The organism is Pyrococcus kukulkanii, from assembly GCF_041647995.1.
GTDB lineage: Archaea > Methanobacteriota_B > Thermococci > Thermococcales > Thermococcaceae > Pyrococcus.
The window spans coordinates 1-22,021 of the sequence record NZ_JARRIB010000004.1 but is presented as its reverse complement, the minus strand read 5'-3'; the positions used below and the strand labels follow the sequence as shown (position 1 = coordinate 22,021).

General features: G+C 42.3%; 18 protein-coding genes. 2 read left to right on the top strand and 16 right to left on the bottom strand.

The window, feature by feature from the left end:
• Nucleotides 1-18 precede the first annotated feature (18 nt).
• The 11 genes from P8X24_RS08530 to P8X24_RS08480 all read right to left on the bottom strand — a co-directional run bounded on the left by P8X24_RS08530 (nucleotide 19) and on the right by P8X24_RS08480 (nucleotide 17,368).
• Nucleotides 19-3,252, bottom strand: coding sequence for a DUF2341 domain-containing protein (locus P8X24_RS08530; RefSeq protein ID WP_372915379.1), 3,234 nt, complete (start codon nucleotides 3,250-3,252; stop codon nucleotides 19-21).
• The gene (locus P8X24_RS08525; RefSeq protein ID WP_372915377.1) at nucleotides 3,252-5,345 is read right to left on the bottom strand and encodes a TPM domain-containing protein; all 2,094 of its coding nucleotides are present in this window, start codon (nucleotides 5,343-5,345) and stop codon (nucleotides 3,252-3,254) included. The genes P8X24_RS08530 and P8X24_RS08525 overlap by 1 nt, the downstream gene beginning before the upstream one ends.
• On the bottom strand, nucleotides 5,342-7,066 hold the full coding sequence (locus tag P8X24_RS08520) for a hypothetical protein (RefSeq protein ID WP_372915376.1): 1,725 nt from the start codon (nucleotides 7,064-7,066) through the stop codon (nucleotides 5,342-5,344). Before P8X24_RS08520 ends, P8X24_RS08525 begins: the two co-directional genes overlap by 4 nt.
• Nucleotides 7,048-7,545, bottom strand: a complete 498-nt coding sequence (locus P8X24_RS08515; protein ID WP_372915375.1) for a hypothetical protein — start codon at nucleotides 7,543-7,545, stop codon at nucleotides 7,048-7,050. The genes P8X24_RS08520 and P8X24_RS08515 overlap by 19 nt, the downstream gene beginning before the upstream one ends.
• The gene (locus P8X24_RS08510) at nucleotides 7,511-7,966 is read right to left on the bottom strand and encodes a hypothetical protein (RefSeq protein ID WP_068324317.1); all 456 of its coding nucleotides are present in this window, start codon (nucleotides 7,964-7,966) and stop codon (nucleotides 7,511-7,513) included. Before P8X24_RS08510 ends, P8X24_RS08515 begins: the two co-directional genes overlap by 35 nt.
• 6 nt (nucleotides 7,967-7,972) lie before the next feature.
• Nucleotides 7,973-8,587 (bottom strand): hypothetical protein, encoded by a 615-nt coding sequence (locus P8X24_RS08505; RefSeq protein WP_372915374.1) that lies wholly within the window; start codon nucleotides 8,585-8,587, stop codon nucleotides 7,973-7,975.
• A gap of 82 nt (nucleotides 8,588-8,669) precedes the next feature.
• Entirely contained in the window at nucleotides 8,670-9,263 is a 594-nt protein-coding gene (locus P8X24_RS08500) for a hypothetical protein (protein ID WP_372915372.1), read from the bottom strand.
• Nucleotides 9,250-10,350, bottom strand: coding sequence for a cell division protein FtsZ (locus P8X24_RS08495; protein ID WP_372915371.1), 1,101 nt, complete (start codon nucleotides 10,348-10,350; stop codon nucleotides 9,250-9,252). Before P8X24_RS08495 ends, P8X24_RS08500 begins: the two co-directional genes overlap by 14 nt.
• A gap of 12 nt (nucleotides 10,351-10,362) precedes the next feature.
• On the bottom strand, nucleotides 10,363-12,423 hold the full coding sequence (locus tag P8X24_RS08490; RefSeq protein ID WP_372915370.1) for a prenyltransferase/squalene oxidase repeat-containing protein: 2,061 nt from the start codon (nucleotides 12,421-12,423) through the stop codon (nucleotides 10,363-10,365).
• Nucleotides 12,424-12,480: 57 nt separating this feature from the next.
• Nucleotides 12,481-14,562 carry a DNA cytosine methyltransferase gene (locus P8X24_RS08485; protein ID WP_372915368.1) on the bottom strand — a complete coding sequence of 694 codons (2,082 nt, stop codon included), beginning with the start codon at nucleotides 14,560-14,562 and terminating at the stop codon, nucleotides 12,481-12,483.
• 73 nt (nucleotides 14,563-14,635) lie between these two features.
• Nucleotides 14,636-17,368 (bottom strand): DEAD/DEAH box helicase, encoded by a 2,733-nt coding sequence (locus tag P8X24_RS08480; RefSeq protein WP_372915367.1) that lies wholly within the window; start codon nucleotides 17,366-17,368, stop codon nucleotides 14,636-14,638.
• 52 nt (nucleotides 17,369-17,420) lie between these two features.
• On the opposite strand from P8X24_RS08480, the gene hjc reads away from it, so the two are divergent.
• Complete coding sequence (gene hjc, locus P8X24_RS08475; protein ID WP_372915366.1) at nucleotides 17,421-17,789, top strand: Holliday junction resolvase Hjc; 369 nt, start codon at nucleotides 17,421-17,423, stop codon at nucleotides 17,787-17,789.
• Nucleotides 17,786-19,321: a CARDB domain-containing protein gene (locus P8X24_RS08470; protein WP_372915364.1), complete on the top strand. Its 1,536-nt coding sequence runs from the start codon at nucleotides 17,786-17,788 to the stop codon at nucleotides 19,319-19,321. The genes hjc and P8X24_RS08470 overlap by 4 nt, the downstream gene beginning before the upstream one ends.
• Here P8X24_RS08470 and P8X24_RS08465 read toward each other — a convergent pair.
• The 5 genes from P8X24_RS08465 to P8X24_RS08445 all read right to left on the bottom strand — a co-directional run bounded on the left by P8X24_RS08465 (nucleotide 19,296) and on the right by P8X24_RS08445 (nucleotide 21,974).
• A complete protein-coding gene (locus tag P8X24_RS08465; protein WP_372915363.1) occupies nucleotides 19,296-19,901 on the bottom strand; it encodes a DUF447 domain-containing protein in 606 nt (201 codons plus the stop codon). The genes P8X24_RS08470 and P8X24_RS08465 overlap by 26 nt on opposite strands.
• The gene (locus P8X24_RS08460) at nucleotides 19,898-20,179 is read right to left on the bottom strand and encodes a PRC-barrel domain-containing protein (protein WP_372915362.1); all 282 of its coding nucleotides are present in this window, start codon (nucleotides 20,177-20,179) and stop codon (nucleotides 19,898-19,900) included. Before P8X24_RS08460 ends, P8X24_RS08465 begins: the two co-directional genes overlap by 4 nt.
• A gap of 43 nt (nucleotides 20,180-20,222) precedes the next feature.
• Nucleotides 20,223-20,675 (bottom strand): 30S ribosomal protein S19e, encoded by a 453-nt coding sequence (locus tag P8X24_RS08455; RefSeq protein ID WP_068324287.1) that lies wholly within the window; start codon nucleotides 20,673-20,675, stop codon nucleotides 20,223-20,225.
• A 3-nt stretch (nucleotides 20,676-20,678) separates the two neighbouring features.
• Nucleotides 20,679-21,098, bottom strand: coding sequence for a YhbY family RNA-binding protein (locus tag P8X24_RS08450; RefSeq protein WP_372915360.1), 420 nt, complete (start codon nucleotides 21,096-21,098; stop codon nucleotides 20,679-20,681).
• A 120-nt stretch (nucleotides 21,099-21,218) separates the two neighbouring features.
• Nucleotides 21,219-21,974: a hypothetical protein gene (locus P8X24_RS08445; RefSeq protein ID WP_372915773.1), complete on the bottom strand. Its 756-nt coding sequence runs from the start codon at nucleotides 21,972-21,974 to the stop codon at nucleotides 21,219-21,221.
• Nucleotides 21,975-22,021: the final 47 nt, after the last annotated feature.

The following is a 22,021-nucleotide window of genomic DNA, read 5'->3' as shown; positions in this document are numbered from 1 at the left end:
TAAGCCACCTCCTTGTCTCTACTTCTGCAACAATTCAGATGCACCTGTGATACCAAATAGAGACATGGCAGTTGTGTTGTCAATAAAGAAGTAGACTCCCTTCCTATCAGGAGAGTCTGAAATTCCATAAACCCTGTACGTCTGTTGTTTACAAACTGGGCTATTAATGGAAAGCTTCCCTGGGAAATAGTGATCAAGAAAGCAGAAGTCAACACTATTGACATATTCTTCTGGAGGTTTTTGAAGAACTGTCAGAAATAGCCTATTGAGTTTCTCATCAAAATAATAGGTCATACTATCTGTTGGTATCATGAAGCTCACTAATCCTATCGGATAGTAGAGTCCATTTTTGGCAAGGCCAAGCTCTTCCTGCATTCCTTTTGCAAGGGTGATGTATTTCTCATGATTCTCCGTGCTCCCCTCAAGCCTCTCAAAGAAGGACATGCCCCATGAAACGCCGAAGTATCCTATTTCACCCTCTTTATTGCCAACCCTTTCCTGCTCGTTTATGCAGAGCAGAAAAGGCTCAATGTCATAAACCTTCGCAAGATTCTCTGGTGGCTTAGTTTCTTCCTCTAAGAGCCGGGGTGAATACTCTATGTACGATGTTCCCCAGATCACCCAAGAGAAGTATCCAGCATTATTGAGAGTATTGCTGACAACCAGATAGACTGAAATTGGCGATATTACAGCTCCAGAAATGTAAGCTTGGGAAGTTTCGGAAGAGGCTTGAGGTTCATGAGTGTAAGTGAAGTTTAGGCCTAGTGTTGTGTTAATTCTAACCTCATACCTATTGGGGCTTGATATGAACCAAGTGCCAGGTGAGTAGCTGGCTAAGGCATTCCAGTCCTTCAGAATGAAGAGCTTCTCAGTAGTCCAGTTGTCTACGAACTGGAACGTTACTGGGGTTCCAAGCTCAATAATACTTTGAGAGAGTGAGCTTAGGTCTATGTACCTTCTAATGAATATCCAATCAAAGATTGCCCCTCTTGATTGAGATTCACTATCAATGACGAGATATAAGTAAAGGAGCGGATATCTAAAGCTCCAACTACCAGTATTCTCTTGTCTATTTGAAGCGGTTATATCTCTGAACGTGAAATCTCCACGATATCTCCTTCTCCTTCTGTAGTAATTGGTCATCTCAACAGAATATGTATGGAACGAGTAATCCCCCCTTTCATCTGAGCTTGAACTTTCATACCGCCACCATGCACGATGTTGGGCTAGGAAATCTTGTCTATCCCCAATATCATCAGTGAACAGAAGGAGGCGATAGCCCTCATTGCTCACATAATAATCCTCAAGCCCTATCCCAGCATCCCAGTCATCATTATACTCAAAGTTAGGTCTCATCCTAAATCTAACGGCAAACTGGTAGTTGATAGTGAGAGAGTTTCTTGTGCGAAGAGCTAATACACTATTCCCTCCTAATATTGTAAGAGTCCCATTCCCAGTTGGGTCTAGGCCACCTATTTGACCTAATATTACCCACTTCTGTTCTAGCTCATTAATTGAACTCTCATTGAAGTCATCAAAGAACAAGAATACTGAATCTCCATCTCCTCTAGTATATGGGAAAGAGTCGGAGTAGGCTATGTAGACGGTGCTAGGTATATCGGTCTTAACCCAAATAAGTGCCCCGCTATTGTCCCAGTATTCTATCCAGAAAGGGAGCTCTCTGGTAAGTTCACTGTCAGCGTAGACTTTTATCTTTGCTTTAGGTGGTGTGACGGTGTGTGGAATTAGGCCGGCTATAGTGCTGTTTAGGTATATGGGAACTTGAACATCGGTAACAGTCTGAGGATAGTCCAGAGACACTTCCCAAACCCTAACGCCTGAAAATCCTACACCTGTAAACCCTATCTCAATTCCTCCGTTAAAGTCATTGTTCCAAGATGCCGACAAATTATACCTCACAAAGAACTGAGTTGACTGAGTTGAGAACAGAGATATTTTCTCCCCTGCCAAAACCCTAACATCAACAGTATAATTCGCTCCAAAGACAGATGTTATTGAACCCCTCAAGAAGGGAACATCTGCAGATTTTGAGTAGTAGATGTAGTAAGTTGTCACCGTTGGCCTTAGCCAGATAAGCACTTTATCATTGCCCCAGTACTCTATCCAGTAGCTGGCCTCTGCACAGTCAGAGCCATATATTCTTAATGCTCCAAATTCTCCAGAGTGTGGGATTATCCTAAAGGGATACTGGGTAGCGTTAAACTCTAAGAGGACTAATTTTCCAATGTAATCGGAGGGAATCGTGAAAGCAACTCTATACGGATAGGTGTAATTACACCAAGTCACGCTGCTCCCAAACACAAGCACACCCATACCACCTTCCGTGAGCACTTCAGTTGGATCAACTATCTCTCCATCAAGAGTTGTGTTCACTATTATTGGAGATGTTGTTTGAGAGAAATCTCCCTCCTTAAGAACGTAAGCTAAGGCCCCATCCCCAGGGTAACTTTCACCGATATATATTGTGTCCGAAGAAACTGCCGTCGAGAACCTTCCAACCACTGGGGAATAGCTACTAACCCCTGCTCCCTCCAAAAACTTTATCGGCTTGGTGAAGATCTCTGGATAAGCGTACTTGCATGCCCTCAAAACCCTTTGGTATCTACCTCCCGTAATGGCGGAAAACATTGGATCCTCAAGTCCGTTCAAGTCAACCACCGAATATACATAGCCCTTCTCGGGAATGCTGCCCTCATAGATTACTTTACCTGAGACATCTTTAACAACTATCCTGTTTATCCTTCCCTTAATCACAATCCTAAATGAATCCAGAGGAGCAACTAAAATCTCAGTGTTGCTTATTATTTCATCTTCATCCATTCCAAAAACTAAGCCTTGTTTCCTAAGTTGATTTGCCACCTCTTTCAGCCATCCCTCTATGGTCTGATTCCCCATGATTCTTTCTACATCGTATCCAGAAATTGAGGGAGAGCCACCTGATAAAATCAGATCCCTTATCGTGTTGTTGACACCATACGTTGGAGATATGAAGTTTCCAGATACCGCAACGTAGTCTATAACAGCAATAATTGCCCTTTTTCCAGATATCTCCAAAGCTCTCTTAAATTCCAGCTGAAGTGCAGAAATCACCTGATAGACTCTCTCAGAGTAAGTCCTCTCGCTTTGACTGAGGGCTACCTGAGATGACACCTCTTCATAAGTAGCTAAAAGCAAGATTATGGGGATTAAGAGGACGAGGATCGAGGCATTAATTATAAATCCCTTCCTCATCAGGACTCCCTCCATATCCTAAGTGTCACAGTTATTGGAGTAAATAATCCCGGAATATTACCCATGCTTGCCATTTGAATGGTCACCCCTGCTGGGAGGTCAACATCTATTGGATTCTGCTGAGAGCCATCGTACGGTGGAACTTTCCAGTCTCCGGGATTTAGGTCATTCAAATAGTTAAGCTGGTTGAACAGCCTTAGAACCGCATCATCAACTGCATACTTTGTTGGATCTAAATCCTCAACCGAAATAACTTTGTAAGGTGAATCTCCTACGAGTATTGTTCTCTCCTCTGTTGTTCTCCCGTTGTAATAGTAGTAGGTGAGGTTGTAGCCCTTGTATGTGGGATAGCCCTGAAGTAGGTAAGGGAATACATCGCCATAACCAGCGTAACCTTGAATGAAGTATTTAATTATCCCTCTAGTTTCTCCGTTTCTTACATAAGAGTTTCCATTTGTCATTTTAATTTCAAAAACGTTGTTCTGACCTGGTTGCATCATCCAGTCGTAAAGCCTAGTGTAAGCAACCCTTATGGCATACCTTCCGAGAGGCCCAGAATAGAATCTCCTATTGTTTTCGTATAGATTTTGGATTGTGGAGTAATCCCTGAATCTATAACCCACCCACCAGTCTGCATACCATGGCTCAGCGGTAGGAGGTAAATAATACTCGACCCTCAGCCCCTGACCTGGATATGAGACCCTAGAGTCACCGTAAGGGAAGTATATAGAGATTGGGATGCTGTACATTGTTCTCACTGTTCTTGGGATGTACTCTATTTTCACATAAGAGTCAGGGTAACCGTAGATTATTCTTTCCTTTTCCCTTTTCCACTGATTATAGTCGTATCCTTCATAGTACCAGTCTCCATCTTCATAATATGCGTCAAAGCCAATGACGAAATCAAACACCATCCTGCTTATATTTTTCTTGAATTCTTCATAACAGTCATTACCTCCACATAACACTTCATTGACCTTAGTTCTAATCTCATCATCGGTAAACTCCACAATAGCATCTCCGTTGGGGTTTGCATATTTTTCTAGGAGAAGGTACAAATTCCCTCCAAATCCATAATACAGCCTCACAATGTTAACATTTCTTACCTTAAACTTCATATTTATTGAAGTTATATTCCCGGGAACGAACATTTCAAGTAGATACATTATTCCTGTTCTTTCGGATATTACATTATAGATCCTTATCAATCCAGGATCCTCAACTTCCAAGCTGTTACTTTTGTACTTGACATACACCGTAGTACCACTCGCCGAACCTATTTCATCGTATCCATCGTCAAATACTAAAGAAAATACATTATCTCCTCCTTGCAAATATCCCGTTAAATCGTTGATATTTATCTGGTCATATCTCCTACTAACACGCCTTCCATTAATATATAGGGTGACCCTCTCTCCCTGCCTCGTAACGAACTTCCCGTCAGCCTCCAATATCTGAGCATCGGAGGGGAGGTGAATCACTCTGGTTATGTTGAGAACATTATCCCCGCCGCCTGCAAGAACTCTGAACCATCCGTATAAATCCTCTCTTATTACAGTAGCCCTCGTAAGATATGCTCTAGCAACGTATCCTCTAGGAGTTCTGTTATAAGAATATCCGCTAAGAACCATACTAGAAGTTGAAATGTCCTCTGCCGCCTGAGGGTTGGAAGTTCTAATAAATGATTCATTGCTCACTACAAACTCGTACCCATAGCCAGGGAGAAGGCGCTGGAGAACATAGTTAATTACCGTTTTTGCCCTTCTCTTGTAGTCAACAGAAGGGTATAGGGGCTGTATGGCCCAGTAAGTAGCCAAAATGTCTAAAGGAGACATGTCAGGAGATACAAGGGTTGTATTAAGGGTTCCATTCTGAATCCACTCCTTAATAACGTCCCCTGGAACCAACTGATTAAGGGGAACGGTTCTCAAAATAGTTAACACATCTCCCGCACTCTTCATGCTCTGCTCTCTCATGTAGGTTTGATACAGTGATTGGGTGTTTATTTGAGTTGTAACTACTCCCACAACTATTGTGGATACTAGGATGAAAGCTAAGAGAACGTCAAGCGTAAATATAAATCCCCTCCTCATCTCTCATCCCACACCCACAGCTTTACCAACCCCAGCTCATACTTCCTATCGAGCAACAACCCTATGTTGTACTCATCAATAATATATATAGGATCACTAAAGTTCGTTTCGTAAATCCATATCTCAATGGGCTTCCCGGTCTCACTTGAGAACTCAGAGAACACGTCAACCCAACGTATTCTGACTGATGTTTCATTGCCCACATAGGTCTTCTGCAGACTTACGTTTCCAGTAGCATTCGTCCACAGATATGCCTGAACATAAGGGGAAACCCTCGTCTTCACGACACCTAGGAGCTTCATCTCCTCCCCATCCACTATTATGAACAGGGCATAACCAGTCTCATTTGGAACCCTAATCTCGAACCTTGCATAGGCTGGAGGGGTGTACTTAAGAACACCTGAGATAAGTCTCGTGTAGTTTGACGTGACCTCTATCGTTGTATTGTACTTTCTCATGTCAACGGATACAACCCTGCTAGCATATTCAACCCAGCTAGCGTTTTCTGGTATCTCAACGAGATTAACCGTGAAGTCGTTCTTGGAGTAGGCAACCCTGCCCCATGCCTCAGATCTGTTAAGAGCCTGTGGATAAGTGTAATCCAAATTTACCGAAGAGACCTCAATGGGGAGGTTAGCTGTAAAGCATGGGGGTGGAGTTGGAGGACTCCAAGTCTCAGAGAGTGGATAGCCGTTTATGTTCAATGTGGAACTTCCAGTTGTCCTTATAACGGGGGGCTCGCTAACCTTCCTCCACCCCTCTCCACTCCACTCGTACCATTCCCCAGTCTTATTTGAGGCATACCACGTATTTCCAACTTTAAGGTAAAGGTTTCCAGGAAGATAGCCTGAAATTCCTATGTTAATCGTGGCAGAGCCGGATATGTCAATAAGATAAGGATTAGTGGTGTTGTCTCCAAATATCACTAGATCCTTTGCAATGTTTATTGTTCTAGCGCCTTCTCCTCTAACTATTAATGCTCCGCCTATGTAGGCATTTCCCCCTACATTAACGGTTACAGCTCCGGTTATAACCCAGTCCCCATTAATTGCCAAGTAAGGATAAGAACCACCTGCTAGGGGAGGATAATTACCCACTGTTATTGTTAAGGAGCCGTGGGTATCGACACTCCCAAGAATGCAGAGAGGAGCATCGCTCGATATTGAAGCCGAGCCCCTAACATCAAAAGGAGCACACTGGATTATAGTTGGATCAGTAAACGTCAACTCTCTATTCCCCCTAATGGTACACTCGCCAGAGTAAACCTCAAATTCACTTAAAACTCCGCTAGCATTAGGGTTCCATGTAAAGTCTGCTGTGAAATTCCATACACCAAGATAAAACTCAAAGCAGAAGGGCTTTCCTAAACTTAGATTCTTAAGAAAGTCCAAAACTAGAGGATTCTGATTCTCCACAAGATTAAAAAACATTAAAGCCTTCTCGTAGGATATAAAGGGTGAATCCTCTTCCCTGAGCCCAATGCTTTTTAATAAAACTAGATCCTCATTCCAATTAGAGGGCTCTCCAGGAGTTTTTAAAAGAACATCTAACATATTGTCTGGAATATTCGCCCTCTCATACCACGAAACAACGGAAGATATTGCATTCCTTAAGGATTCAGACGTTGCTGATATTGTACCTATAAGTAGGATTGTTAAGGTTAATGCTATAAATGCATCAAGTGAAAATATTTGAGCTCTTTTCATTTTATCACGCTCCATCCATCTTCAACTGTTATATTTAATATGAGATGTTTTTCACCACTGTACATTTTTCCATTATAAGTACTAATAATTGACAAATCTTTTAATGAATCTTCGACAAATTCTCCAATAAGTTTTGCGATTTTAGAGTTTTTATCTTTTGTTAGATTCAAATTATGGGAAAATTTTAGCAGCACTACAATTTCACTAGAGTTTTCCCTTACTATTTTAAGTCCGAGGAATGAAAATTTTACTCCTGAAGATCCTGTGTAATTTTTAATAACACTATTTAATGGGTCGAACTTCTCCTCCCCGATTACAACACCATTTGTAATATAAGAAGCACTAAAACTCGCAGAATCCTTGAGCCGGAGAAGAATTGTGGCCTCCCGAGAATTCTCTAAATAAGGTAGTATAACTATAACAATGGATAATACCACAATACTCATCAAGAGCAGTCCTTCAATGGCCGTCTGGGCTCTTCGCGAGTTTGACATCTACACCACCTTTAGTTTCATTATAATATGCAATAATCCAGAAGTCAGGAGAGTTTTCAGTTATTAATACGGATGTATGAGAGGACACTCTAATTGGCAGTTTCACAGCTGTTGAGTATAAAGTATCACTTATATTTGCATTGATCACCACAGCATCTCCCGTCAGGATAATGTTAACATAATCTCCCTGGGAGAGAGAGATGGGAAACTTAACTCTAATCGAATAGCCTGGCCCTATACTATAAGCCTTTGTTATCAAATCTCGGGTGCTAACTGCAAAGACTTTAATTTTTGACGCTATCGAAAATGCCTCGGTATTCTCACTTTCCTGAATTCCAATTTCAATTATTCCTACAGATAGTACCATAATAAGGGTTATAGCAAACAAGAAATCAATACTTAGCTGGCCTTCACATCTCAACGTCACTCACCTTGGATTTATCTTTATAACCAATTCACCTGAAGTTACATTATAGACCCAACTCTCACTATTATCTGGATTCCATTCGACAACTATTTTCACCATTTTTGGTAAATTGCTAGGGGGTATTTTTATGCAAGCTAAATTAACCATATTTCCATCAAAATTAACATTTGGAATTAGGTCAGGAAAGACTGAAGTATTAGTTAAGATATCCTCTTTATATAGAGAGTTTGCCCAAAATACGTTCTTATAGGGCCCCCTAAGATTTACTAATACAGTTCCACTCCCATTTAAAAGCATTACATAAGTTCCATTTAAGTATGAAATAGCTATCGTCGGGTTATTTAGGGCAAATGCTTTACTAAGGTATTCTTTATCTCGCAGGTATGTTAGCCTATAATTAACTGTTACTTTTGCCCCGGGGCCTTGAGCATAAACCTGACTTATAGCGTTGGATATTGCACTTGCAAATCCCTTAGCTTCGATTCCAATTTGAAGAGCGATGACATCCTGAGATGAGGAGCTTGTAAATGTCACCAATCTTAGGGAGTAAACTAAAATGAGCATGAACACAATCATTAAGAACATCAGTTCGAGTGATATCTGACCCCTCCTCATCGTTATCCCTTCTCAAGTATTTTACACGAGAGCTTATTTAACATTTATCCTTCAAATTTGATCGGCTAAGCCCAAAATACCGCTACTCGACGACTGCTTTACCTCCTTTAATGAATTTAACCCCTTTATAGTCCCTGTTGTATAGCTCAAACTTGTACTTGTTCCTATCAAGGCCGAATTTCCCAATTAATTCTTTTAACTCATATATGAAGAATTGAACCAACTCCTGGTACCTTAGATCGGCATTCGCCTTGAACATCTCATGGAAGTACAGGGCCAAGGGAAGCGTTGCAAGGCCCACTATCACCACGGGAACTAGAATGAGGATCGTCACTATGGCAGTAACTATCGTAAAGAAGAGGATGGTCATCGGGAGATACTTGGACAGTTTAATGTACCTCTTCGCCTCCTTAACCTTTTCCTCCCAAACTTCCAGAAGCTCAGGGTTGTAAAAGTCAAAGGCGGTATGCCTTTTCCCCTTCCTTATCCTCTCCCTAATTAGCTCGTCCCAGTCATCTTCGTAATAAACCTCAATCCCCCTAAGCCTTGCTCTTTCAGCATCTATGGCGGAGATTATCCTTATTATGTCCTCGGCGCTTTCGTGCGCTATGTGGGAGTAAACGCTTTTCTCATCCAACTCCAGCGCAACTTCAACCGAATCCTTAACTTTGATCATTGATCTCACCCGGGTAGATATCATCGAAATCTGGTAGGCCGCTTAAAAGTTGCCTTTTCTTGATCTCCCCTTCTTCCTTGGCCTTCATGAATTCTTGAGCGTACCTCTTTGCTGTAACGACTATATCCTCTATGCTCTTGCTATCGTAGATCCCGCTCAATAGGGTCACAACCTCAACTTCCCTCTCCCTGGGGTCTGGGTAGAAGCCCCTGAATATCTGCTTTCCCCTTATCCTCCCCGTGAGTTCGTTCAGTGCCTCAAATATCTCGTTGGCCTTCAATGCCTCGGGGGGACCGTGGATAGCGACTAGGCCGTATAGGGCGGACTCTATATTAACGTCGAGGTACAAACCCTCGTTCTCGAACGATCTCACTATAAGCCTTGACAAGCTCTTCACCTTGGATGCATCTGCCTTAGCGTAGCCAACGGTGGCAAAGCTTCCCATGGCCCTTAAAACGAACTTTAGGTCACTTGCATCTAAGGTCTGCTCCCCAGGAACGTCTATTAATGCCAAGAGAGAAGCTATCCTCTCAACTATCGCGTAATTTATCCTCTCATAGGCCTGGCTTATATCTTCTCCGCTCTCCTTGAGCTTGTTATTGTCTATGGCGATTATGGAATCAACTATCTTGGAGAGCTTGTCTATGGTTATCGCGGCGTTAATGGTTGGCCTTATCCCCTCCTCCTTTAAGGGGAGGGCCCCTATAGCGACTACGAGGGAGTCTGGATACTCCTCCTTGAGGGCCTCCGCTAAAACTGGAGTACCCCCAGCTCCCGTTCCGCCCCCAAATCCGAAGGTTAAGAAGAAGATATCAACGTCTTCGTAACCTACCAAAGACCTTATTTTCCTCATGACCATCGGAAGATCCCTTTTCATGGCTTCCCTTCCCAGGACTGGGTTGGCGTTAACTCCCTTACCTCCAACTATGCTCTCACCTATCAGGACTCTCCTGTCCTGGGGTATGTGCTTCAGGTACTCCAGGTCTCCTTTAGAGGTGTTAATAGCTAAGGCCTCAAAATCTACAAGGGAGAATATATCAGCAATCTTGGTTCCGCACTGGCCTATCCCTATTATTATAGCCCTCACGTCGCTATCACCTCAGAGAAACTTCACACTCAGCTCTTCTACTTGAACTTTCCCATCCTTGTTCGTGTCCACCCAAGAGGCAATTACGGCCTTTCCATGGAGGTACTTAAGGATCGGGCTGTTGAATATGAGGTTGGCAATGTCCTTGTACCCTTCTCCCCTATAAAGAACGAACAATAACTCTCCGTCCCTGTTTCTTCCCGGAATTATTATGAGGGTACCATCGCCGGACAAGGGCACCCCATTAAGCGTTAGATGCCCCGCTCTGATGTAAATTTTCACATCGCTGTTGTACCTTGAAACATCCACCCTACCCACGGGATATATCAATATGTAGTCCCCAGACTCCGGAATCCTTATGAGCTCCGTTAGCCTAATCGAGGTGTTTGCAGAGAGTACATTCTCCAAACCTTTCGCAACTATAGTGGACAAGCCTGGATCCGTGGATATTATCTTCACGCTTGAGTTCCTGAACTTCGAGATAACGGTGTATATGTTAACCCTCGGGACTTCAGGATTAACCGTGTAGTATTTAACGAGGAAAGAATCGTACAATGGGCTCTTCCCAGGTTCCTGTATTTCAACTTCGATGCTCTGATTAATTCCCATTTCCTTGAGCGTTAAGTATGCACTAAGCAACTCCCAAGCCTGCCTCGGGGGATTATCCTTTACGTACTCAACGACATCTTGAACATCATTCGGCCGAACAAGGTCCTTTATCAAGTACAAGATTACCGTAGTTTCAGGGTACATGGGAGCAAAGTACCAAGATGACAAATCCGTCTCAAATATAAAGCCCCAGCCACCATTTTCCTTCATTTCCATTAGCCAATCTAGGTTCTCTTCTATGACCTTATCTGTCTTAGGGACTCCAAGCATCGTTAATGCCTTAATTGCAAGTGCAGTAATTAATGGTTGCTTGCCAAATTTATCGCCCCAGAATGAAGATAATATAAGGGACTTTGCTTCTTCCCTCTCTGAGTACGTTAGGTTCCTATACTCAAGGAGGGACAATAAAGCGAAGAGATAAGACTGCCTGAGATATTTATCGAACTTAATCTCCTCCATATCTCTCTTGTAAATTCCACGCATGTATTCAAGCCCTCTTTTAACGGCCTCGCTCATAGGATTGCATATCCTTAAGGAATCCAGCACGAAATATGTAACCGAGGCACTTGATGGAGAGCCAACGTACACTCCCCATCCTCCATCGTCATTCTGAGAGGCCTCAAGGATCGTGCAAACTTTTTTCAACTTGTCTTCACTTGGCCCAACGACGTTCTCTGAGACCAAGGAAAACGCCATCGTGGAGTACAAGGGATAGTACTTGTCCGTCCAATTGTGCCTGTACTCCTCAAGTTCTGCCAACAGTAATGCTGTTTGAAAGTCCAATCCCTTTAGGCTCAGGAGGGTATAGGCCTCAAGGGCCATGGCACCCTCTTGGTTACCGAAATGCTTCAGGGATTCTTCTGGAATCTTACCTTCCATGTTGTATGCAACTGTTATCCACAAATGCAGGAGGTAAGGATCGCTTGGGAGTTTCTCCTTAATAATTGGATATGCCCTCCTCACTAAGTCTAAGTCCTCTCCTAAAAGAGTTAAAGCCGCTGAAGCAAGCAGTGTACTTCTATAATCCGGAATCATTCCTGGGAGGTAACCCCAACCATTTCCACTAAAGGCCCTTTCCAGGTATCTTATCCCGTTCAGTATCGCAACCCTTATCTCCTCTCTCTTCTCAGGCTCATTCTTAAATGCCTCGTACGCGTACTTTAACCCTATGAGGGCATAACCCGTATCGGGGACTGAACTAATGCTACCATAAAAATATCCCCATCCCCCATCATCATTCTGCCATGAAATTAACTTCTCAACCTTTCTCCATACATCTTCAGCTGACAAGGAAGGAGTCTTATTTAAGGCCTGGGAGAGAGCCATCACAATTATGCTGAGCCTTTCAGTTCTCTCTTCATCTGGATAGGCCTTAGCAACATTCACCGAAAAGTCGAGCATCTCGACGGCAGATACTGGAGCCAAAAGGATCATCATTAATATTAAGGGACTAATCCACCTCATAATTTTCCCTCCCAAGAAAATTAAAATGTATTGTAAATAAAATTTATGATAAGGGAATTATTGAACAACATTTATTTCTTTGACTTCCTTTTCATCCTCAGACCTCTTTGGGAGACCACCTGGCCTGGGCTTTTTCTTTTTAGCCCGAAGCTTCCTTAGCTCTTCCTTGTACTTTGTCATATAATATCCAGTGCCTATTGCCACCAGACCAAGGACAACGACAAGAGCACCAAGTACTGTTGCTATCGCTTTATAGTTTGGTTCTTTTTTGGGAGTGGTGAACTTTGCAGTCACATTCTGGATCCTTGAAGCCAGGGGAGCTGGATTACTCTGTTGTTTAAGGATATCCTCGACTATAGTTGGAAGTTCTTCTGGTGATGGTAGCTTTTCGATGACTTTGGTTTCGGTTTTGACCAACACCTTCACTTTTGGAGGTACGCTATCAACCAAGACCAAGTTCGGATAATTAACAATATGCCAATTGCCCAAGGGGTCTTGATATTTTAATGCAACGCTAACTGGATAAAGCCCTTGTTTCAATACCAAGTATTGAGCGTCAACTACTTTTTCCTCTCCAGCCTTTATCGTCCCTAAGTATATCTCATCTTCACCATCTAAAAATCCCCCAAGATTAACGGTGAGCTTTGCATTCTTTATAAACTCATATTCGGGGTTTGCCCCAGTCGCCGATACTACAAACCTCAGCTTTATCGTAGAGTTCTCCTCTGTCTTTATGTAATTAGACCATGACGAATTCGAGAACCCAGCGGCCTTTAACTTAATTTGAGGCGTCGAATACACGGTTATCTTCTCTATTATGTTCGACTTAACTGTAACTTTCTTCCCGGCTTCATCGTAATACTCCACTACAACGGGACCAAGGGTATACGTACCCACCGCCTTTGGTTTTAATGTATAAACTAGCACTGGCATCTCGGAGAAGGGCTCAAGTCTACTAAGAATCCACGCTCCAATTCCACTCCTTAATTCAAAGTTATTCGGAACTGGCGCTATCACTTTAACTTGGAAGGCGTTGCCTTTTCCTACGTTCTTAACCTTTATGAACACTATTAACTCGTCTCCTCCCAATAGAAGGGATTTTTCGCTAACACTTAACTCGGCAGTAACTTTCGCTTCCCTTATAATGGGCTTAGCCACTCCTCCTACTGGAGTGTAGACCTTTATATATGTCCTATTGTACGTTAAATCGACTCCATTTGGGGGAATCTCGACTCTTATTGGAGCCTTAGTTGATGTGTAACCAGTCCCTTCTCGTATCGTAAATTCTTCCATGAGGTTACCGTTAGAGTCCAAGAGCTTAAACCTTGAGTAATAACCGACACTGACGAGGTTTATTTTGTATATTGTGCTATTGTATTCCACCGTTAAGCTTTCCCCAACGTACAGAATTCCTTCATAGACGGACTGAACTATATCTGCCTCTTCAACAGGTTGCCCTTCCTCCTCTTCCCCAGGGTTTATGACTTGGGGATTAGTGAAAAACAGTTCGGGGACATAAATATTGACTACGGCTTCATCGTTCTTTTTTGCCTCAACAAGTTCAACCACAACAACTGGGGATTGAGTTAGTTCGCTCGAAACCTTGTATGAGACCTGGATTGGAGTAGTTTTGTCAAGAACTTTGTACACAGAAGTGCCATCAGGATATGTAACTTTAACTTTTACCTTATCATCTTCGGGTATATCGACTACTTTAAACGTGTACCGTGGGAACAGGGAAGGAAGTGTATATGAAGAGCCCTCACTTAGTACAAGCTTCTCTTCAAGGATCTTCATGGGTGTTGAGACTGTAATATAAACAACTCCCTTATCTTCCCATATTCCTGAGATCTTTACTATAATCTTTGCGTCATCCTGGGAAGGATAATATCCTTGCTCTCCCTCTTGCAAGGTTAGAGATTTTACGAGGGTCCCTCCATGATATATATCTATCATCACCTTGTCCCAAGTGCTTGTAACGTCCTTGAACTTTACCTCATAATCCCCAAACTTTAGTACTCCCCCAAGTTTTAGACCTACGGTCGAAAGCTTTGAGTAATACGTTCCTGCCCTAACGGCCGGAATTAATAACATTGATGACATTACCAGGAGTAAAATTAAAGCACTAACCTTTCTCATCGCCCCATCCCCCGTTATTTAATGATCCTTAAGTTTAGGAATTTTACAAAGTATAAAGGTCTTTTGGTATGGATTAGTCCCAGAACTTCCTTGTTTTTATGTAGTTCTTTTCTAGCTTCATTAACTCACGAATTAATTGATTTCTTGGAACATTCCCAAGAACTCTTGATGCTCCCTCAACTCCCACCCCATATGTCGCTAAGGCCAATAGGGCATCCTCCCCGTAAGAAATGAATAAATCAGCAGCTTTTATTCCCCTAAGGTACGCCCGCTCTAATTCTTTATCCACCTGCTCTCTATGCTTTATTTTTTTCAACGCCTTAACAAAGGCTTCCGCATCAATAGGATGTAGAGGAGCAAGCATCATTGAGTCGCATTTGGGGCATCTTAAGTCCTTCCTCTCGATAACCCTTCCAACCTTTGTTTTCCAATACCATCCACAATTGGTGCAGACCATGACTATATCCTTCTCAAGAAGGGATTTGTAAAACATATCTTCAATCTCTTCTTCCGTAAGCGGAAGGGTCAGTAGGAATTCTCCCACAAACTTAACGTACTGTTGAGCAGTTTTGCTCAACTTCTCTCTCATGACCGATCTGATTCTTATTTCCCCGCTTTTTGCCCTGGAAAGCACCAAAGTTGCATTTTTAATGTCAACTTTCTCCTGCAGGATTTCATTGATTGCCTCGAACTCCACTACTGTTCCCTCGAATAACCTTTCAACACGTTTAATCTTTGCATCCCTAGCTATTGCTCCGATTCTTCTTGCGACATTCAACGTCTTCCACCTATATATGGGGCCAAATTTTATCCCCCTAATTATAATTCCCCCTATGTTAGGCCCTATCTGCAAGATCTCCTCAATGTCTTTTGGATTCAAGGTGAATGGAGATCTTATTACTATCGCATGCGCATATGACCTTATTGAAAATATGTTACCATATTTTGAGGACAGTAAAGTCCAAATGAGCTTTGCTAATGCCTCATTTACCTTATTGCCAAAATCGGCGTGTATGACAGTTGTTTTACCAACGACCTCAATCACAATGTCTCTATCCGTTGAATATAGTTCCATTATTTCGTTTCGTACAATTTCCAAATCCTTAACATCAAAATCAACTCCCCTAACGAGTTCCTTAGCTCCCCTTAAATCATAGGCTAAGAGCCTCTTCAACCTCCCTACTTCAACTGCCACTTCATAGGGAACTGGAATTAATTCCCCTTCCCAACTTGGAATTGCTCCTTCAACGTTACTGCTTTCCCTAACTTTTATAAGCCTGTTCTTTTCATCTATCTCAAGGACTAGCCAGCTTCTCCCATGCATAATAAATTCCATTCCCTCCTCAAGATCCATCACAAAGTTCTCGTCAAGCCTCCCTATGAATTTGCCTGAGACTGCATCAATCACACTATAATTGACCTCATCTGGTATCGTTGACAAGTTCTCAAAGTAATACCTATATGCCCCTTTCCTAAGCTTAATCACATTATTTTCTCGCCTTATTATCCTCGCATCTTCAAGAACGCTGATAACAGAGAGATAGTCCTCCCAACTCAAGTCCCTATAAGGATAGGTCCGTTTTGCTATCGTATACGGCTCATGAATGTCAACTTTATTATACTCAATTACTAACCCAACTATAAAATGAGCCAAAACATCTAATGCGTTTTTATAGGGTTTTACAGGCTCTAATTTCCCTTCCAAAGCTCTCTTAGCTATTACAAGGCTTTGAAGATAATCTTCAGGGGTTACCGCTATTATATATGCTTCACTTGTTTCCCCCAATCTATGCTTGCTTCTCCCGGCCCTCTGGATTAGCCTATTAACTTGTCGAGGGCTCATGTATTGGACAACAACGTCAACATCTCCAATGTCAATCCCAAGCTCCATCGAAGATGTACAGACTAATGCCTTGATTTTTCCTTCTTTTAACTTCTTCTCGGCCTCAATTCTAGCCTCTCTCGAAAGGCTACCGTGATGAACTTCCACAGGCTTCCCCCACACCTTTAACCTATGAGATAACACCTCAGCGAATTGCCTAGTATTTACAAATATTAAGGCTCTGTTGGATTTCTCCACTATATTCCAAAGAGCCCTAAGTCTAGCAGCGACTTCTGGAGGGACTTTTAATTGCTCAGAAAGCTTTACATCGTCTTCTTCTACCTTAGGGTAGAGGACGTGGAATTTGTATCTCTTCTTAACTTTTGGCTTTATTATGACGTCAGCCTTTAGCCACTCTCTTATTTCTTCCTCATTCCCAACTGTAGCCGATAACCCTATCCTAATGAAATCCGCTATTAGAGAAAGTCTTTCCAAGTTTAAGGCTAGCTGAACACCTCTCTTATTATCGACCAGCTCAACGACTTCATCCACTACAACGAACTTAACGTTCTTTAAAAACTGCCTGAGGGACTTCATCGTGAGCAATATAGGAAGAGTTTCGGGGGTTATTATTAAGATGTGGGGAGGATTCTTAACTTGTTTAGCCTTTCTTGATTGAGGAGTATCACCGTGCCTAACTTCAACGCTCACTCCTAACTTCTCTCCCCACCATTTTATCCTTTCCAGTAAATCTCTGTTTAAAGCCTTAAGTGGGGCTATATATAGTGCGGATATTGGAGGTAAATTTTCTCTCATTATTATCTCAAAAATCGGAAGTATAGCAGCTTCAGTCTTTCCGCTCCCGGTAGGGGCTACGATAAGAGCACTTTTCTTCTCTCCCGCTATAACCCTGAAAGCCTCTAATTGGAGACTATTAAGCTTCCCAAACTTCTCCTTAATTGCCTTCCTTAGTAATATGTGCATCATAGTGACAAGGGAGAGCAACTTAAAAAGATAGCCCATATAAGGATATTACATGTACAGAAAAGGGGCGAACGCCGAAAGAGAGCTAATAAGGTTATTAGAAAAGTATGGATTTGCAGTTATAAGGTCTGCTGGTAGTAAGAAAGTAGATATAGTTGCCGGCAATGGAAACAGGTACTTATGCATAGAGGTAAAATCTACGAGGAAAGAGAAACTATCAATCAAGAAGGAAGAAGTTGAAAGGGTAAGAGACTTTGCGAGCAAATTTGGTGGTACCCCTATATTAGCTGTCAAGTTCATAGGAAGGGGTTGGAGGTTTGTAGAATTAAAAAAGGATGAGAAGGTAACCCTCCATGTTAACGAAGGTTTACCTATAGATATAATACTCGGAATACAAAAAACATTGGGGGAGAAAGAATGAAGAAAGTTATAATGGTCATCGTTCTATTTGCAACAATACTTCTCCCAGTATATGCTCAACCCGTTTTAATAATTGAAGCAACCCCAAAAGAAATCGAAGGAAAGCCTGGGGACACGCTTACCTTTAACGTTACCATTACGAATGTAGGGAACTCGACTGCAGAAAACGTGACTGTTTTCGTGTTCAATAAGGTCAAGGGCATCTTATTCACTCAGGGATTTATCAGATCAATCCCCCCAAACACAACTGCAAATATAACCCTTAAAGCGTATCTAATAAAACCCGAAGCAGGGGTTTACAAGCTAACAGTTGTAGGAAAACTTGGGAACTACATAGCGGAGGATTATCTCAAATTAAAGGTCAAATCGGTCATAAACTACACCCTCAGGATTCAGGGGCCAGTAATGGTAATCTATGGGCGGAATGTCTCTATGGTTGTTTCAATAAACTCAAACTCAAACGTCCTACTATATGGGAATGCAAAAATAGTGATATTAAAAGATGGCCAAGTATTGAAGGAAGTAAACTACAGACCAATGATAAAACCCTGGGAATCTTGGAGCGAAAATATCATTATTCCAAGGCCTGAAATCGGAAACTACTCTGTAATATTCTCGGCAAACTTCTATAATAGAATCAAGAACACAACCTTTAATTTCACTGTATTTAGAAGGCCCCTAACCTACGAGGCATATTTCGAAAACGGAGAGATTATCGTTAAGGTTACTCAAAAAGGAACGCCCGTTAAGAACATTGAAGTCACAATAGGAAACACCACAATGTACACGGACGAAAATGGCGTTGTAATGTACCCCGTTAACTCCCCAGGCACTTACCTCATAAGGGTGAATTTAGATGGAGTAATCTCGGAGAAGTTGATAACCGTAGAAAGGCCAATAGTGGTCCCCATCGTTAAGAATTCCTCCTTAAAGATCAAAGTTCTAGATTCCACTGGAAAGCCCATCAAAGGTATAACGGTGGAGGTAACTTCAGAAAGGGGAACTTTTTATGGAGTAACGAACGAAGAGGGAATATGCGAGTTTAACTTATCTGAAGTTGGATATGGGAAGATAAAAGTAGAGGCCAATAGCATTAAATATTTACCATCCGCGACCTCGATAACCATTAAACCACCCCTTAAGCAAGAGGTTGAAACGTCTACAACCACAACCACTATAACCACAACTATTTTTAAGACGGAAACTGCAACCCCAGTTGTTAAGGAGGGCAAGAAGATAGATAAGGGACTCATAGGGCTAATTATTGTATTCGTTATTACCTTAGGGATAAGCTCATACCTTGCCTTCTTTAGACCAATCGTTGTGGAGGACAAAATCGGGAGGTACTACTTCATCAAAATTAAAGCGCCACGCTTGGCTCCATTGAAAGAGTTCAAGTATGAAAAACTGGCAACCGTGGAAGAAGCCTGGGCTGAGAAGGGGACAGTAAGGGTTGAAGGGAATATTGTAATATGGCAAATTGACAAATTAGAACCAGGAGAGGAGGCTACTCTCCATCTGATCCTCGCATAGCCAACATGTATATTTCCTCCGCAATATCCGATCTACCCCCCAATTTTTTATATAACCTATAAAGTTCCCTAACCTTAAGCTTGAGTTTTTCAGTCTCTGAAGAGCCCTTAGAATACCCCACTAATAACCTACTTGCAAGAACCCCCAACTCAAGTAAAGCATTGTCAGCTCTGCTTATTGGGGTTGGAATAGCCTTGACCATACCAACATAGACCGGCTCAAAAACACAATCCAGAGCTTTGCTTCTGCCCAAAGAATCAACTACTACTATTTTTTTACATTCCACGTATCCCTCAATCCAAGGATATCCTTTAATTCTTCTAATCCTGACTTCCTGGGAAGGTAAAAACTCTATCCTAGGAAATATGTTAAAAGCTACGGAAACAAGGAATTCCGCATCTGGTATTATTTGGATAACTGCTTCTGTATTCCGTAGTAAATCCCGATAGCTTTTCCCTTCAAAGATCCTAAAGAATAGACAGTTATTTTTCCTACGCACACCAACAGGGGTTAAGTTAGAAGAAGTAACGAGGAGAGTCTCATACACCTTACCTTCCTGAGGAAACAACCGCCTGATCATTTCCTCGCAACTTTTGCCAATTCGTTGGAATCAACAACTATAACTTCTCCAATGCTCTTAACTGCCCTCATGGGGATTACAAGCAATCCATCTTCCGTTACAACGAAGGAGCTTAAGTCTAGATCTTCATCTGGATCCGCAAGAATTGCAAGTATCTCCCCCTTTTCTCCCTGGCTACCATCTTCATCGAAGAGTATGTCATAGATCCACCCAAGTCTTACTCCCGTGTCCGTAATTAGCTCAACATCCCTCAACTTAGAAGCCCTTATCCTAACCATTGCACATCCCTAAAAGTTGTTAAAATAGAAGTATAAAAACATTTCAGTACTTCTTGAGCTCTGGAATAACCTCCTCAAGCTCCTTCTTGAGCTCAGTGGCTATCTTATCAAGGAAGCTCCTGCCCTTTGGGGTAATAACCCTGCCCTTACCTGGGACTTTCTCAACGAAACCGGCAGCTTCCAACTGTTGAAGGGCCTTCCTTATAATGCTACCCCCAGCCTTGTAGAACCTCTCCGGAGCGTGTCCCCTGTTCTTCCTTCCACCGTAGTACGTCCTGAGCCTTTCGATACCAACTGGACCGTCGATGTAAACCCTCCTAAGGATTGAGGCTACCCTGTAGTACCACCAGTCCTCCTGCTCTGGAAGCCTCTCCTTGTGTCTTCCGGTCTTAACGAACGGCGCCCACTCCGGAGGCTTTATCTCGGGGATTTCCTTAAGCCTCTGAGCGACCCTCTCAACCAAAAGATCACCGGGAACATCATAAACTGTCGCCATTCTTCAACCCCTCCCTCTTTTGAATTTCTTCCTGAACTCAAGGATATCAAGCTTGATCTTGCGAACGGGTTCTTCTTTAACCTTCTTCTTTGATTGCTCCTTCATCTGGAGCCTCTTTAAATACCTTTCCCAACCCTCTCTCGGCTTGAATAATATAAACCTTTTGCCCCTAACCTCCAAGAGTTCACTGTCAGTTAGCTCTGCGACCTTTTCGGCTATCTCCTTCCTCGTCATTTTTGTGGCAATTAAAGCTCCTTTTCTAATCTCGACTTTGAGAACTCCAGTCCTCGCTAGTTGTGTCTCTATCTCCTTTATTACGCTCTCCTCTAATCCCCTCTTCCCAATCCATGCTCTAGGTTCAATATCATAATATCTCGCCCTAAGGGCCCGCCTAACTTTCCCAGGAAGTCTCTTAGTGACCATAATCTCTCACCTGAGTTTCATGGAATTCATGGGCTTTTTAAAGGTGTCGCAAGAAGATAGACACTAAAACTTCATTAACAATTTAAATGGCTCCAAAAAGGAAAATTTAAGAAAAGGAGCTTATTGTAGAGTTAAAACCGCCCAAGCACGTAAAATAGCGTCGTTCTCTCCAGGATTTCTGTCGCCTGTTCCGTCTCCTTCTATTGGGACTGGAACATGAACACCACTTGGCGAAACTTTCTCAGTTTGCACGTATACTGCAAGGCTGTAGTATTGCGGGTCAGGGTTAATATCATATAAATCATCCTCATTCCATGTATCTTCATCATAGGCAGCTATAGCAACTATAAACATATCTCCGCTGTAATCATCTGGAACGTCTATATAGTATGGACCTAAACCTGTTAACTTCACTGCATCTATAACTGGCTCTGTTTGGATCCTACCGAGTTCAACATTTCCAGACTCATCATAAACCGCAATGACGAAATATGGATCCCCATATCCACTTATGGCATCAGCCTTAGATACTTCTAAGAATTCCTCAATGTACACTTCAACTACTGCATTACCAGTCGGAGCTAAGTCTTTTCCATCTATCACTCCATCTCTATCAGAATCACGATCATTGGGGTCAGATCCAAAAACTTTTACCTCATCGTAGTCTGATAGTCCATCTCTGTCAGTGTCACTTAGTTTTGGATCAGTATTAAATACTTTCACTTCATCATAATCTGTTAAACCGTCTCCATCCGTGTCCTTGGATTTAGGGCTAGTTTGTAGACTTCTTGCTTCATAGTAATCTGTTAGGCCATCTCCATCTGTATCTTTAGATCTTGGATTGGTGCCGTTTCTCCCTACCGCTTCATTTTGTATAGAGGTGTGTCACTTTGTATCGGCGGTAGGGAGTTCCACCTCAGCCA

Bases quoted from the DNA above. Each gene is read 5' to 3' on its own strand.
- P8X24_RS08530 (WP_372915379.1), bottom strand. From the start codon at position 3,252: ATGAGGAAGGGATTTATAATTAATGCCTCGATCCTCGTCCTCTTAATC.
- P8X24_RS08525 (WP_372915377.1), bottom strand. From the start codon at position 5,345: ATGAGGAGGGGATTTATATTTACGCTTGACGTTCTCTTAGCTTTCATC.
- P8X24_RS08520 (WP_372915376.1), bottom strand. From the start codon at position 7,066: ATGGAGCGTGATAAAATGAAAAGAGCTCAAATATTTTCACTTGATGCA.
- P8X24_RS08515 (WP_372915375.1), bottom strand. From the start codon at position 7,545: ATGTCAAACTCGCGAAGAGCCCAGACGGCCATTGAAGGACTGCTCTTG.
- P8X24_RS08505 (WP_372915374.1), bottom strand. From the start codon at position 8,587: ATGAGGAGGGGTCAGATATCACTCGAACTGATGTTCTTAATGATTGTG.
- P8X24_RS08500 (WP_372915372.1), bottom strand. From the start codon at position 9,263: ATGATCAAAGTTAAGGATTCGGTTGAAGTTGCGCTGGAGTTGGATGAG.
- P8X24_RS08490 (WP_372915370.1), bottom strand. From the start codon at position 12,423: ATGAGGTGGATTAGTCCCTTAATATTAATGATGATCCTTTTGGCTCCA.
- P8X24_RS08485 (WP_372915368.1), bottom strand. From the start codon at position 14,562: ATGAGAAAGGTTAGTGCTTTAATTTTACTCCTGGTAATGTCATCAATG.
- P8X24_RS08480 (WP_372915367.1), bottom strand. From the start codon at position 17,368: ATGCACATATTACTAAGGAAGGCAATTAAGGAGAAGTTTGGGAAGCTT.
- hjc (WP_372915366.1), top strand. From the start codon at position 17,421: ATGTACAGAAAAGGGGCGAACGCCGAAAGAGAGCTAATAAGGTTATTA.
- P8X24_RS08470 (WP_372915364.1), top strand. From the start codon at position 17,786: ATGAAGAAAGTTATAATGGTCATCGTTCTATTTGCAACAATACTTCTC.
- P8X24_RS08465 (WP_372915363.1), bottom strand. From the start codon at position 19,901: ATGATCAGGCGGTTGTTTCCTCAGGAAGGTAAGGTGTATGAGACTCTC.
- P8X24_RS08460 (WP_372915362.1), bottom strand. From the start codon at position 20,179: ATGGTTAGGATAAGGGCTTCTAAGTTGAGGGATGTTGAGCTAATTACG.
- P8X24_RS08455 (WP_068324287.1), bottom strand. From the start codon at position 20,675: ATGGCGACAGTTTATGATGTTCCCGGTGATCTTTTGGTTGAGAGGGTC.
- P8X24_RS08450 (WP_372915360.1), bottom strand. From the start codon at position 21,098: ATGGTCACTAAGAGACTTCCTGGGAAAGTTAGGCGGGCCCTTAGGGCG.